The 13,533-nt window shown below is 70.6% G+C and carries 15 protein-coding genes; 13 read left to right on the top strand and 2 right to left on the bottom strand.

Features of this window, described 5'->3' with window-relative positions:
* The first annotated feature begins 68 nt into the window (after positions 1 to 68).
* Complete coding sequence (locus OG329_RS08750) at positions 69 to 896, top strand: inositol monophosphatase family protein (RefSeq protein WP_405793887.1); 828 nt, start codon at positions 69 to 71, stop codon at positions 894 to 896.
* 110 nt (positions 897 to 1,006) lie between these two features.
* Here the strand turns inward: OG329_RS08750 and OG329_RS08745 are convergent, their stop codons facing one another.
* Complete coding sequence (locus OG329_RS08745; RefSeq protein WP_187280419.1) at positions 1,007 to 1,180, bottom strand: hypothetical protein; 174 nt, start codon at positions 1,178 to 1,180, stop codon at positions 1,007 to 1,009.
* Positions 1,181 to 1,537: 357 nt separating this feature from the next.
* On the opposite strand from OG329_RS08745, the gene OG329_RS08740 reads away from it, so the two are divergent.
* The 4 genes from OG329_RS08740 to OG329_RS08725 all read left to right on the top strand — a co-directional run bounded on the left by OG329_RS08740 (position 1,538) and on the right by OG329_RS08725 (position 5,051).
* A complete protein-coding gene (locus tag OG329_RS08740) occupies positions 1,538 to 2,191 on the top strand; it encodes a response regulator transcription factor (protein ID WP_023538150.1) in 654 nt (217 codons plus the stop codon).
* A 5-nt stretch (positions 2,192 to 2,196) separates the two neighbouring features.
* Positions 2,197 to 3,438 carry a sensor histidine kinase gene (locus OG329_RS08735; protein WP_405793886.1) on the top strand — a complete coding sequence of 414 codons (1,242 nt, stop codon included), beginning with the start codon at positions 2,197 to 2,199 and terminating at the stop codon, positions 3,436 to 3,438.
* Positions 3,439 to 3,826: 388 nt separating this feature from the next.
* Entirely contained in the window at positions 3,827 to 4,123 is a 297-nt protein-coding gene (locus OG329_RS08730) for a DUF4193 domain-containing protein (protein WP_023538148.1), read from the top strand.
* Positions 4,124 to 4,136: 13 nt separating this feature from the next.
* Complete coding sequence (locus tag OG329_RS08725; protein WP_405793884.1) at positions 4,137 to 5,051, top strand: hypothetical protein; 915 nt, start codon at positions 4,137 to 4,139, stop codon at positions 5,049 to 5,051.
* Positions 5,052 to 5,068: 17 nt separating this feature from the next.
* Here OG329_RS08725 and OG329_RS08720 read toward each other — a convergent pair whose 3' ends face one another.
* Positions 5,069 to 5,560 carry a DUF3093 domain-containing protein gene (locus tag OG329_RS08720; RefSeq protein ID WP_405793882.1) on the bottom strand — a complete coding sequence of 164 codons (492 nt, stop codon included), beginning with the start codon at positions 5,558 to 5,560 and terminating at the stop codon, positions 5,069 to 5,071.
* Positions 5,561 to 5,618: 58 nt separating this feature from the next.
* On the opposite strand from OG329_RS08720, the gene OG329_RS08715 reads away from it, so the two are divergent.
* From OG329_RS08715 to OG329_RS08680, 8 genes are all read left to right on the top strand, one after another.
* Positions 5,619 to 6,239 (top strand): PaaI family thioesterase, encoded by a 621-nt coding sequence (locus tag OG329_RS08715; protein WP_405793880.1) that lies wholly within the window; start codon positions 5,619 to 5,621, stop codon positions 6,237 to 6,239.
* Entirely contained in the window at positions 6,236 to 6,760 is a 525-nt protein-coding gene (gene dut, locus OG329_RS08710) for a dUTP diphosphatase (RefSeq protein ID WP_405793878.1), read from the top strand. The genes OG329_RS08715 and dut overlap by 4 nt, the downstream gene beginning before the upstream one ends.
* 1 nt (position 6,761) lies before the next feature.
* Positions 6,762 to 7,544 (top strand): DUF3710 domain-containing protein, encoded by a 783-nt coding sequence (locus OG329_RS08705; protein WP_405793877.1) that lies wholly within the window; start codon positions 6,762 to 6,764, stop codon positions 7,542 to 7,544.
* Between the two features lie 153 nt (positions 7,545 to 7,697).
* Positions 7,698 to 8,438, top strand: coding sequence for an ABC transporter ATP-binding protein (locus OG329_RS08700; protein ID WP_405793875.1), 741 nt, complete (start codon positions 7,698 to 7,700; stop codon positions 8,436 to 8,438).
* Between the two features lie 135 nt (positions 8,439 to 8,573).
* A complete protein-coding gene (locus OG329_RS08695) occupies positions 8,574 to 11,117 on the top strand; it encodes a DUF4118 domain-containing protein (protein WP_405793874.1) in 2,544 nt (847 codons plus the stop codon).
* A 29-nt stretch (positions 11,118 to 11,146) separates the two neighbouring features.
* A complete protein-coding gene (locus OG329_RS08690) occupies positions 11,147 to 11,869 on the top strand; it encodes a response regulator (protein WP_405801714.1) in 723 nt (240 codons plus the stop codon).
* Positions 11,870 to 11,902: 33 nt separating this feature from the next.
* Positions 11,903 to 12,289, top strand: coding sequence for an OB-fold nucleic acid binding domain-containing protein (locus tag OG329_RS08685; RefSeq protein WP_405793873.1), 387 nt, complete (start codon positions 11,903 to 11,905; stop codon positions 12,287 to 12,289).
* Positions 12,290 to 12,292: 3 nt separating this feature from the next.
* Complete coding sequence (locus OG329_RS08680) at positions 12,293 to 13,039, top strand: DUF3159 domain-containing protein (protein ID WP_405793871.1); 747 nt, start codon at positions 12,293 to 12,295, stop codon at positions 13,037 to 13,039.
* The last annotated feature ends 494 nt before the right edge of the window (positions 13,040 to 13,533 follow it).

The raw sequence follows: 13,533 nt of genomic DNA, 5'->3' as shown, positions 1-13,533 counted from the left end.
ACGTCCGCCCCGTACGCCCCCACACACCGGCCCCGACGCCCGGTTTCCTCCCGAGGAGTGACCTGCCAGTGACTGACCCCGGATCCGCGCCCGACACCGACGCCGCCCTCACCTCCGAACTGCTCGCCCTCGCCCTGGAGGCCGCGAGCCGGGCCGGAGCGCTGCTGCGCGACGGCCGGCCCGCCGACCTGGGTGTGGCCGCGACGAAGTCCAGCCCCATCGACGTCGTCACGGAGATGGACATCGCGGCCGAGAAGCTGATCACGGGCTTTCTGGCCGAGAACCGCCCCGATGACGGCTTCCTCGGTGAGGAGGGCGCCAGTTCGGCGGGCAGCAGCGGTGTGCGCTGGGTGATCGACCCGCTGGACGGCACCGTCAACTATCTGTACGGGCTGCCCACCTGGGCCGTGTCCATCGCCGCCGAACGCGACGGCGTCAGGCTCGTCGGCGTCGTCGAGGCCCCGATGCGCCGCGAGACCTTCCGCGCGGTGCTCGGCGGCGGCGCGTACCTCAACGACCGGCCGGTGAGCTGCCGTCCCGCTCCGCCGCTGGAGCAGGCGCTGGTCTCCACGGGCTTCAACTACGTCACCACCGTCCGCACCCACCAGGCGTCCGTGGCGGCGCGGCTGATCCCGCTGCTGCGCGACATCCGGCGGGGCGGCTCGGCGGCCGTCGATCTGTGCGACGTCGCCGCGGGGCGGCTCGACGGCTACTACGAGCGCGGTCTGCATCCCTGGGACCTGGCGGCCGGCGATCTCGTCGCACGCGAGGCGGGCGCGCTCACCGGCGGCCGGCCCGGCGTCCCGGCGGACGGCGACCTCACGGTGGCGGCCACCCCCGGCGTCTTCGAACCGCTCCAGGCGATGCTGGAGGAGTACGGCGCCTGGCACGACTGACCGGATCCGGATCCGGTCAGTCGTGCCAGGCGGAAACAGGCCCCGGCCCCGGCCCGCACGTGGAAGGACCCCGGCGCCGTCCCATGGCACCGGGGTCCTTCCCGCGCGGGTCACACGTTCGCGGCGCCGAACTGAACGCCGTGCTCGGCGGCGAGGCGGTGCAGGTCCTCCAGCTCCTCCTGCTCGACCTCCGCGAGGAAGTCGTCGCCCGTCTCACGAGCTCGCGTGAGATCGGATTCCGTGGCCCTTATGCGCTGCAGAAGTCCTGCGGTGAATGCGTCCATTGCGCCCCCTCGGCGTGGGTCGATGGCACGGGGGTGTGCCGACGTCGTGGTCAAGTGGCACCTGGAAGTGCCGACGGCGGTCGATCACGCACCACTCCCTCTGGGGGACAGAGCGGGTAGTGGCATGCCACGTGAAGGGCGTGATCTCGGGTGTGCACTCGTCATCCCCAGGGCTTGTCCACGAGAAACCTCTCCACATTCAAGAATCTTCCGTATTCCTTCCGTATGCCGGACGGACGGCATTGTCTTACCGCCGGTTTATGCGCGTAGCGGGCAGGATGGGCCCGCACAACCAGTGCTACGACCTGCCCGGTTCCCCGGATCTCGGGCGACGGGCCCCACAGGAAGGACAGCGACGTGCGCGTACTCGTCGTCGAGGACGAGCAACTGCTCGCCGATGCGGTGGCCACCGGGCTGCGCCGGGAGGCCATGGCCGTCGACGTCGTGTACGACGGCGCCGCGGCCCTGGAGCGGATCGGGGTCAACGACTACGACGTCGTCGTGCTCGACCGCGACCTCCCACTGATCCACGGCGACGACGTCTGCCGCAAGATCGTCGAGCTGGGCATGCCCACCAGGGTGCTGATGCTCACGGCCTCCGGTGACGTCAGCGACCGGGTCGAGGGCCTGGAGCTGGGCGCCGACGACTATCTGCCCAAGCCCTTCGCCTTCACCGAGCTGACCGCCCGGGTGCGGGCGCTCGGCCGCCGTACGACCGTCCCGCTGCCGCCCGTCCTCGAGCGGTCGGGGATCAAGCTCGACCCGAACCGCCGCGAGGTCTTCCGCGACGGCAAGGAGATCCAGCTCGCGCCCAAGGAGTTCGCCGTCCTCGAAGTACTGATGCGCAGCGAGGGCGCCGTGGTCTCCGCCGAGCAGCTTCTGGAGAAGGCCTGGGACGAGAACACCGACCCGTTCACCAATGTCGTGCGCGTCACGGTCATGACGCTGCGCCGCAAGCTCGGCGAGCCGCCCGTGATCGTCACCGTGCCCGGCTCCGGTTACCGGATCTGATGCCCGTGGCGAGCACCCCGGCGCCGCCCACGGCGCCCCCCAAACCGACCTGGGACCCCAGACGGCCCGACCAGGCGCTGCCCTGGGTCCGGCCGACGATCCGGATACGTCTGACGCTGCTGTACGGCGGGATGTTCCTGATCGCCGGCATCCTGCTGCTGTCGATCATCTATCTGCTGGCGGCGCAGGCCATCAACGAGGGCAGCGAACTGGCCCTGAAGGTGACCGGGGTCAATGTCCAGTTGACGAGCCCCACCTGTCCCGGTCTCAACGAGGCCGTCAACAACGACCAGCTCAACGCGTCACTCAAGGCGTGCATGTCCGCGCAGCGCCAGCAGGCGCTGGACGACCTGCTCACCCGCTCGCTGTTCGCCCTGACCGGTCTGTCCATCATCGCTTTCGCGTTCGGTTTCGCGATGGCCGGACGGGTCCTGTCGCCGCTGGGCCGGATCACCCGCACCGCGCGCCGCGTGGTCGGTTCCGACCTCTCGCGCAGGATCGAACTGGACGGCCCGGACGACGAGCTGAAGGAGCTGGCCGACACCTTCGACGAGATGCTGGAGCGCCTGGAGCGGGCCTTCACGGCGCAGCAGCGCTTCGTCGCCAACGCCTCCCACGAGCTGCGTACGCCCCTGGCGATCAACCGGACACTGCTGGAGGTCCAGCTCTCCGATCCGGCGGCGCCCGTGGAGCTCCAGCAGCTCGGCAGGACGCTCCTGGCCACCAACGAACGCAGTGAACAACTGGTGGAGGGCCTGCTGCTGCTCGCCCGCAGCGACAACCAGCTCGTCGAGCGCAAGCCCGTCGACCTCGCCGAGGTCGCCACCCGCGCCGTCGACCAGACGCGCGGCGAGGCGGAGGCGAAGGGCGTGCGGATCCGCGGTGAGTGCGGGCCGGCGGTCGTCCAGGGCAACGGCGTCCTGCTGGAGCGGATCGCGCTCAACCTCGTACAGAACGCCGTGCGCTACAACGTGATGGAGGAGGGCTGGGTCGAGGTCACGACCATGATCGAGCACGGTCAGGCGGTGCTGCTGGTGTCGAACACGGGGCCGGTCGTTCCCGCGTACGAGATCGACAACATCTTCGAACCGTTCCGCCGCCTCCGTACGGAGCGCACCGGCAGCGACAAGGGCGTTGGCCTGGGCCTGTCGATCGCCCGCTCGGTCGCGCGGGCCCACGGGGGCCGTATCATCGCGGAGCCCCGCGAGGGAGGCGGGCTCGTGATGCGTGTCACTCTGCCTGTCTGAACTTTCGCTCCGGGTCGGAGCGAAGTTCGCTTTACGCGGAATTTTCGGGACCCGTTCCCGGTTGGGCCGTGTGTGATCGATCACAGGGGCGAATTCAAGCCTCGCACTCTCTGTGATCAAGCCCCTGTCGGAAAGCCGGGAAAATGCGGGTTTCCGGGGGTGGGGATCACGGGAAGTACACGGGGTGGCGCCCGTGAAGTACGACATTCGGACCGTGTACGGTCCGGTTCGCACCCAAAGCCGATCACTCGGAAAGAGTCCGGTTGGGTGTCGATTGAGTAACAGACCTTGATGTGAGGCAAAATCTCCGCCTCAGGTCGGGCACAAGTCCGGCCTCTCACGCGTTACGCGCTGAGACACCGATGACACCCAGAGGGGGAGAAGCGACATGGCAACGGATTACGACACCCCACGCAAGACCGACGACGACGTCGATTCCGACAGCCTTGAGGAACTGAAGGCCCGTCGGAACGACAAGTCGACTTCCGCGGTCGACGTGGACGAGTTCGAGCAGGCCGAGGGACTTGAGCTGCCCGGGGCCGACCTCTCCAACGAGGAGCTGTCGGTTCGTGTACTGCCCAGGCAGGCCGACGAGTTCACCTGCATGAGCTGCTTCCTGGTGCACCACCGCAGTCAGCTTTCCCGGGAGAAGAACGGTCAGCCGATCTGCCGCGACTGCGACTGAGGAGCGGTCGGCCGTGGCAGGTGACACACCGTCCAGGAAACGGCGCTTCCGGCGCGCGAGCGCGCCGGAGGCGCACCAGAGCGGCCCGCGCCCGGCGGAAGGCACCACGCCCGCTGCCGAGCACTCCGCTCTCCTGCCCCACCCCGGCGTATCCGACGACGAGCGGGGCCTGACGGCCTCGCTCGAAGCGGCCCGGGGCGACCACGACGGGCCCGTGACCGGGGCCCGCCGCCTGGACAAGGTCAAGCGGGGCATACAGAAGGGCGGCGCGAGCGCCAGAGCGGGACTCGCGCATCTCGCGGACCGGATCATCGACAACGCCCCGCGCGTCCCCGTCCGTGATCTGGCCACGCTCCGCGGGCAGTTTCCGGGCCTGGGGCCCGAAGCGCTCGCCGACAAACTCGTCGCGGGCGCGGCGAACAGCAGCTCCACGGTGGGCGCCGGAATCGGCGCCGTCGCGATGATGCCCGTACCGCCCGCGATGCCGGCCGAACTGGCCGCCGAGATCACGGCGGTCGCCGCGATCGAGATGAAGCTCATCGCCGAGCTGCACGAGGTCTACGGCCTGCGTCCGCCCGGCAATCTCAAACAGCGCAGCACCGCGTATCTGACCTCGTGGACCGAGGAGCGCGGCGTCGACATCACGAAACCGGCGACGCTGAACTCGGCGCTCTCCGGCCGTATGAAGCGCGAGCTGCGCCAGCAGATCATGAAGCGCACCGTCCGCAGCCTGCCGAACCTGGTCCCGTTCATGATCGGGGCGGCCGTGGGCGCGATGATGAACCGGCGTGACACCCGCAAGGTCGCCGAGCGCATCCGTAAGGACCTGCGCACCCGCCAGGTCCCCTGGGACGCCCTGCCCGCGCTGCCGCCGCTGGAGCAGCCGTCGGTGCTGCCTCCCGAGCTCCCGAAGGAACTGGGCCGCTAGGGTCCGCGGGTCGTCCGCTAAGGCCGCTCGGCCGTGTCCCGCGTGCCGTTCTCGCTCCGCCGTACCGCCTCCAGCGCCGCCGCGAGCGCCTTCGGCCTGCGGGTCGACACATAGACGTACGGCGTGGGGTCGGTCTCGTCCGTGACCTCCACCCGCAGCGCCGTCGGGATGTAACTGCGCAGCAGCATGAAAGCGCGCGGATCGGCCTTGTGCATGCGCCAGGCGCGCGCCTCCTCACCGGCCAGCACCTGCGCGTCGCCGAGTGCCGCGACCGGGATACGGGCGTCGCCCGCGACCAGCGAGCCGGCCACCACCCGGATCCGCGCGGAGCCGTACGAACTGACGCCCACCGCGGCCAGCAGCCCCGTCACGACCACCGCCCCGAGCATCGGCACCGTGCCCAGCGGCAACAGGATGAGACCGCCCGACAGCGCGACGAGAGCGGTGATCACCCACCAGGAGGCGGGGGCGGCGAGACGTTCGTCGTAAGGCACGGCTGAATGCTCCATGCCGCCAAGCTTGGCACGGTGCGCCCGGCGGGTAACCGCGCGGGTAAGGTCTGCGCCTGTGAGTACTGTGCCCTCCGGGGGGAAGACACCCCGTTCCGCCGCCCGGTCCCCGGCCCTGACGCCGCCGGCCGACGCCCTGGCGCCGGTACGGCACCCGGACGCCCCGGCCCCCGGCGAACCGCTCGGTTCCCACTACGCGCACTGCTTCGGCTGCGGCGACGAGCAGCCCCACGGCCTGCACCTTCAGTCCAGGGCCGGCGAAGGCGTGACCATCACCGCCGAGTTCACCGTACGGCCCGCCCACCAGGGCGCCCCCGGCCTCGCCCACGGCGGCGTGCTCGCCACCGCGCTCGACGAATCGCTCGGCGCGCTGAGCTGGCTGCTGCGCGTGGTCGCCGTCACCGGCAAACTGGAGACGGACTTCGTGCGCCCCGTACCCGTGGGTACGGTGCTGTTCCTGGCGGCCGAGGCCACCGCCGTCAGCGGCCGCAAGATCTTCTGTTCCGCGACCGGCCGGCTCGGCGGCCCCGAGGGCCCCGTCGCGCTGCGCGCCGACGCCCTCTTCGTCGAGGTCAAGGTCGACCACTTCATCGACAACGGCCGCCAGGAGGAGATCCGGGCGGCGATGGCCGATCCCGACCAGGTCAGGCGCGCCCGCGCCTTCGAGGTGAACCCATGAGCCCCGATCCCCGCACTCCTGTCGACGTGCTGATCCGCCGGACGGACCCGCAGGTGCCGCTCCCCTCGTACGCGCACCCGGGCGACGCCGGCGTCGATCTGGTCACCACCGAGGCCGCCGATCTCGCTCCGGGCGAACGCGCCGTGCTGCCCACCGGGGTTTCCCTCGCGCTGCCCGACGGGTACGCCGCCTTCGTGCACCCGAGATCCGGGCTGGCCGCCCGCTGTGGGGTGGCCCTGGTGAATGCCCCGGGGACGGTGGATGCCGGGTACCGTGGGGAGATCAAGGTGATCGTGGTCAATCTCGATCCGCGCGAGACGGTGCGGTTCGAGCGGTTCGACCGGATTGCCCAACTGGTCGTCCAGCAGGTCGAGAAGGTGCGCTTCCACGAGGTGGCGGAGCTTCCCGGCTCGGCAAGGGCCGAGGGGGGCTTCGGGTCCACCGGAGGTCATGCCGCGGTGGGCGGTTCACAGGGCGGGAATCGATACGCATCGGTCGTATCCGACCGGGAAGGACAGTGACGTGTTCGGACGTCGCAAGAAGAGCGGTGCCGCCGATGACACGGCGGGCGAGGCCGAGCAGGTCGTCGACGACATCGACGCCGATGACACGGAGGACACGGAGGACGGGGCCGAGAAGCCCCGCCGGGTGAATCTTCCCCCGGCTCCCCGGCCCGACGGGCCGTGGGACATCTCCGAGGTCTCCAAGCCCGACGAGGGCCGGGTCGACCTGGGCGGCATCTTCGTCCCCGGGGTCGAGGGAATGGAGCTTCGTGTAGAGGTCGCGGGTGACGCGATCGTCGCGGCGACCGTCGTCGTGCGCGACAGCGCCGTACAGCTCCAGGCGTTCGCCGCTCCTAAGAAGGAGGGCATCTGGAGCGAGGTGCGCGAGGAGATCGCCTCGGGCATCACGCAGCAGGGCGGCATCATCGACGAGGTCGAGGGCCCGCTCGGCTGGGAGCTGCGGGCCCAGGTGCCGGTGCAGTTGCCGGACGGCACCGGCGGCGTACAGCTCGTGCGCTTCATCGGGGTCGACGGACCGCGCTGGTTCCTGCGCGGAGTGATCTCCGGACAGGGCGCGGTGCAGCCCGAGGCCGCCGGACTGCTGGAGCAGATCTTCCGGGACACGGTCGTCGTGCGCGGTGAGGGCCCGATGGCCCCCCGCGACCCGATCGTCCTCAAGCTCCCCGACGACGCGCAGATGGTCGCCGAAGGCGTCCAGCAGGCCGAGGAGCAGGAAGGTTCACGCTTCGCCGGTGGCATGGGGCAGCTCCAGCGCGGCCCCGAGATCACCGAGGTGCGCTGACCCGGGGGTTCGCCTGCTCGGACACACGCCGGTGGGCCGCACTCCCGTGACGGGGGCGCGGCCCACCGGCGTGTGTGGCCGCCACCATTGCCCGGCCGTACGGGTCCCGCACATACTGACGCCCGGTAAACCGCACCGCACGGGGGACGACTCATGACCGAGACCAGCAGCACCGCGACGGCCGTCGCCGGCGAGACGGCGGGACCCATGGTGCGGGTGACCGGCCTGCACCGCTCGTACGGCACCGGTGCCGCCGCCGTCCACGCGCTGCGCGGGGTGTCCTTCACCGTGCCGCGCGGCGAGCTGATCGCGCTCAAGGGCCGCTCGGGTTCGGGCAAGACGACCCTGCTCAACCTGGTCGGCGGTCTCGACACCCCGGACGACGGACAGATCACCGTCGACGGCACCGACCTCGCCACCCTCGGCGAGAACGGTCTGCTCGAAATGCGCCGCGACCGCATCGGCTTCATCTTCCAGTCCTTCGGACTGATCCCGATCCTCACCGCCGCCGAGAACGTCGGGGTGCCCCTGCGGCTGCGCAGGGCCGACCCGCGCGAGCGCGAGGAGCGCGTGGCGCTGCTGCTCGCCCTCGTCGGCCTCGGCGACCACGCGGCCCAGCGCCCCGGCGAGCTGTCCGGCGGCCAGCAGCAGCGCGTGGCCATCGCCCGCGCCCTCGCGAACCGCCCCGCCCTGCTGATCGCCGACGAACCCACCGGACAGCTCGACGCGGAGACCGGGCTCGCCGTCATGGAGCTGCTGCGCGCGGTCGTACGCAGCGAGGGCGTCACCGCGCTGGTGGCCACCCACGACGCCCAGCTCCTCGGCCTCGCCGACCGGGTGCTGGAACTCGCCGACGGCCACCTCGTGGAACACGAACCCACCCCGCGTTCGTAACCCCACGTCCATCAGAATCGTGTCAAGACGGACCCCGCACCCCGCCGGATGTCCGTTTTGGTGCCATCGCGCGCTGTAACTTCGGGCACGAGGCCGCGAGGGGACGCAGCGGCTCGTCGGGAAGACAATGGGGCCATGGGACGCGGCAAGCTGAGGATCTACCTGGGCGCGGCACCGGGCGTCGGCAAGACGTACGCGATGCTCTCCGAGGCACACCGGCGGGTGGAACGCGGCACCGACTGCGTCGTGGCGTTCGTCGAGCACCACAACCGGCCACGTACCGAGGTCATGCTCCAGGGCCTCGAACAGATCCACCGCAGGGAGCTGCCGCACCGGGGCACCGTCTTCACCGAGATGGACGTCGACGCGGTCATCGAGCGCCGCCCCGCCGTGGCCCTGGTGGACGAGCTGGCCCATACCAACGTGCCGGGCTCCCGCAACTCCAAACGCTGGCAGGACGTCGAGGAACTGCTCCAGGCCGGTATCGACGTCGTCTCGACCGTCAACATCCAGCACCTGGAATCACTCGGTGATGTCGTCGAGTCGATAACGGGCGTACGGCAGCGCGAGACCGTCCCCGACGAGGTGGTCAGACGGGCCGACCAGATCGAGCTTGTCGACATGTCGCCCCAGGCGCTGCGCCGCCGTATGGCACACGGCAACATCTACCAGCCCGACAAGGTCAACGCCGCGCTCTCGCACTACTTCCGCCCCGGCAACCTCACCGCGCTGCGCGAACTCGCCCTGCTGTGGACCGCCGACCGGGTGGACGAGTACCTCCAGCAGTACCGCGGCGAGCACAACATCCGCACCACCTGGCAGGCCCGCGAGCGCATCGCCGTCGGCCTCACCGGCGGGCCCGAAGGCCGTACGCTCATCCGCCGCGCCGCCCGCATGGCCGCCAAGGGCTCCGGCAGCGAGATCCTCGCCGTCTACATCGCCCGCAGCGACGGCCTCACCTCCGCGTCGCCCAAGGAGCTGACCGTCCAGCGCACCCTGGTCGAAGACCTCGGCGGCACCTTCCACCATGTCATCGGGGACGACGTGCCCTCAGCCCTGCTGGAGTTCGCACGCGGCGTCAACGCCTCACAGATCGTGCTCGGCTCCAGCCGCCGCAAAGCCTGGCAGTACGTCTTCGGGCCCGGCGTCGGCGCCACCGTCGCCCGCGAGTCCGGACCCGACCTGGACGTCCACATCGTCACCCACGAGGAGGTCGCCAAGGGCCGCGGCCTGCCCGTCGCGCACGGCGCCCGCCTCGGCCGCTCCCGGATCATCTCCGGCTGGCTGGCCGGCGTCGTCGCCCCGGTCCTGCTGACGCTGCTGCTCACCGCGTTGGACGACACCCTGGGGCTGGCCAACGACGTCCTGCTCTTCCTCTTCCTGACCGTCCTCGCCGCGCTGCTCGGCGGACTTCGCCCGGCCCTCGCGTCGGCCGCCGTCGGCTCGCTCCTGCTGAACTTCTACTTCACCCCACCCACCCACAACCTCACCATCCAGGACCCCAGGAACATCGTCGCCATCGTGATCTTCTTCGCGGTGGCCGTCTCCGTGGCATCCGTGGTCGACCTCGCCGCCCGCCGCACCCACCAGGCCGCCAGACTGCGCGCCGAATCGGAGATCCTGTCCTTCCTGGCCGGCAGTGTGCTGCGCGGCGAGACCACCCTGGACGCCCTGCTGGAACGCGTACGCGAGACGTTCTCCATGGAGTCCGTGGCGCTGCTGGAACGCGCCGGCGACGTCGACCCGTGGACCCGCGCGGGCAGCGTCGGGCCCAAGCCCGTCGACCGCCCCGAGGACGCCGACGTCGACATGCCCGTCGGCGACCACATGGCGCTCGCCCTCTCCGGCCGGGTCCTGCCCGCCGAGGACCGCCGGGTGCTCTCCGCCTTCGCCGCCCAGGCCGCCGTCGTACTGGACCGCCAACGCCTGGTGGGGGAGGCTGAGGGCGCCCGCAGGCTCGCGGAGGGCAACCGGATACGTACGGCCCTGCTCGCCGCCGTCAGCCACGACCTGCGCACCCCCCTCGCCGCCATCAAGGCCGCCGTCACCTCGCTGCGCTCCGACGACGTCGAATGGTCCGAGGAGGACCACGCCGAACTCCTCGAAGGCATCGAGAACGGCGCCGACCGCCTCGACCACCTGGTGGGCAACCTCCTCGACATGTCACGGCTCCAGACCGGCACCGTCACCCCGCTGATCCGCGAGATCGACCTGGACGAGGTCGTCCCCATGGCGCTCGGCGGCGTCCCCGAGGACAGCGTCGACCTCGACATCCCGGAGTCGCTGCCGATGGTCGCCGTCGACCCCGGCCTGCTGGAGCGCGCCGTGGCCAACATCGTCGAGAACGCCGTCAAGTACAGCCCCGCCGGCACCCGCGTCACCGTCGCCGCCAGCTCGCTCGGCGCCCGCGTCCAGGTACGCGTCGTGGACCGCGGCCCCGGCGTCCCCGACGAGGCCAAGGAACGCATCTTCGAGCCCTTCCAGCGCCACGGGGACGCCCCTCGCGGGGCCGGCGTGGGCCTCGGCCTCGCCGTCGCCCGCGGCTTCGCGGACGCGATGGACGGCACCCTCACCGCCGAGGACACCCCCGGCGGCGGACTGACCATGGTCCTCGATCTCACGGCCGTACCGGGCCTCGCCCCGGCCGGCCCCGAACTACCCGCGCAGGTCGTCTCATGACCGGCGGCACAGCAGAAAGGCAGGCCACCATGGCGCCTCCCGCCGGGGGAGACTCCCGAGGGCCCGTGAGGGTGCTCGTGGTCGACGACGAGCCGCAGATCGTGCGCGCCCTCGTGATCAACCTGAAGGCCCGCAAGTACGAGGTCGACGCCGCCGCCGACGGGGCGAGCGCCCTGGAGCTGGCCGCCGCCCGCCACCCGGACGTCGTCGTGCTGGACCTCGGGCTGCCCGACATGGACGGTGTGGAGGTCATCAGGGGCCTGCGCGGCTGGACCCGCGTACCGATCCTGGTGCTCTCCGCGCGCCAGACCTCCGACGAGAAGGTCGAGGCGCTGGACGCGGGAGCCGACGACTACGTCACCAAGCCCTTCGGCATGGACGAACTCCTCGCCCGGCTGCGCGCCGCCGTCCGCCGCGCCGAGCCGGTCGGCGCCGGCGACGAGGACAGCGTGGCGATGGTCGAGACGGAGGGCTTCACCGTCGACCTGGTGGCCAAGAAGGTGCACCGGGAGGGCCGCGACGTACGGCTCACCCCGACCGAGTGGCACCTGCTGGAAGTCCTCGTACGCAACACCGGCCGCCTCGTCAGCCAGAAACAGCTCCTCCAGGAGGTCTGGGGGCCGTCCTACGGCACGGAGACCAACTATCTGCGGGTCTACATGGCCCAGCTCCGCCGCAAGCTGGAGGCGGACCCCTCGCACCCCAGGCACTTCGTCACCGAGCCCGGCATGGGCTACCGGTTCGACCGATGATCGGGGCCCGCGGACCCCGGTACGCTCTGTGTCATGAGTGCTGAGAAGCCGACCGGCCGCTTCCGCCGGATGCTCGACCGGCTGTCCAGCTCCCAGGAGGACCTGGAATCCGAGGAGCTGCGGGAGGACACGCAGTCCTCGGGCTGCACACGCATCTGCGACTGCGGCGACCGTCAGATAGTGAAGGTGACTGGTACGTTGCGGACGGTCACTTTGCGTCCGCGGGCCGGCGTGCCCGCGTTGGAGGCGGAGCTGTTCGACGGCACCGCGCCGCTGGACGTGGTGTGGCTGGGACGGCGCTCCATCGCGGGCATAGAGCCGGGCCGCAAACTCATCGCATCGGGCCGGATCTCCATGAGCCACGGCCGCAGGGTGCTGTTCAACCCCAAATACGAACTCCGACCGCTCGGACAGGAGTAGCCGGTGACGTCAATCGACAAGCCTGCCGCGACCACAGACCCCAACGCGCCCGAGGGCCCCGACCCGCAGACCGACGCCGAGGCCGAGGCCGCCGCCAAGGCCGTGACCGAGGCCGCGCTGTTCGAGGCGTTCGGCGGCGTGCGCGGCCTGGTGGAGACGGTCGTCCCCGGACTGCTCTTCGTCACGATCTTCACGATCAACAAGAACCTGTACGCCTCGGCGATCGCGGCACTCGTGGTCTCGCTGCTGCTGGTCGCCGTCCGGCTGATCCGCCGCGACACCGTGAAGCACGCCTTCAGCGGCGTCTTCGGGGTCGCCTTCGGCGCGGTCTTCGCGATGATGACCGACAACGCGAAGGACTTCTATCTGCCGGGCATGGTGTACACCCTGGGGCTGGCTGTCGCGTACATCGCGACCAGCGTCGCGGGAGTGCCGCTGATCGGGCTGATCCTCGGACCGGTCTTCAAGGAGAACCTGTCCTGGCGTACGCGGAACCCGGGGCGCAAGTCGGCGTACACGAAGGCGAGTTACGCGTGGGGCTTCATCCTCCTCGCGAAGTGCGCGATCCTCTTCCCGCTGTACTGGTGGGCGGACACGGCGCAGCTCGGCTGGGTGCTGGTGTCACTGAAGATCCCGCCGTTCCTGCTGGCGGTGTATCTGACGTGGGTGTTCCTGGTGAAGGCGCCGGCGCCGATTGACGTCTTCGCTGAGATGGAGGCGGAGGAGGCGAAGGCCGCTTCGCGGGAGTAGCCGGGTTGCGGGGTTCGCGCCTGCGGGCCGGTTTCGTCCTCAAGCGCCGGACGGGCTGGGTGGTTGCGGTGGTGGCCGGGGGCGACTCCGGGGGGCCGGGGTTGCGTTTGCCGGGTGCGGGCCGGTGGTCGTTGGCCTCAAGCGCCGGCCGGGCTTGGGTGGTTGCGGTGGTGGCCGGGTGCCGCTCCGGGGTCATGCCCGGACGGCATGATTTACGGCGCCCAGCGGTGTTGGTGTGGTGCTGGTCCGGGTTGCGCCACAAATCACGCTTTAGTGTCCGGACACGACCCCTGCGCGTCCCCCTTCAACCCGCAGGGGGTGGGGGTTGTCTGCACTGCGGGCCGGGGCGGCGTGGAGGGGTGTGGGGTCGGAGGGTGGGTGTGTTCGGACACTCAGGCTGATTTGTGTCGCGTGAACAAGTTGGTCTCGTCGAGACCAACGAGCGTTGCACGCGGCGTAAATCATGCCGTCCGGACATACCCACCCGGAGGGCC

The organism is Streptomyces sp. NBC_01506 (genome assembly GCF_045040295.1).
Classification (GTDB): domain Bacteria; phylum Actinomycetota; class Actinomycetes; order Streptomycetales; family Streptomycetaceae; genus Streptomyces.
The sequence above is the reverse complement of the archived record's forward strand: the minus strand, read 5'-3'. Positions and strand labels throughout refer to the sequence as shown.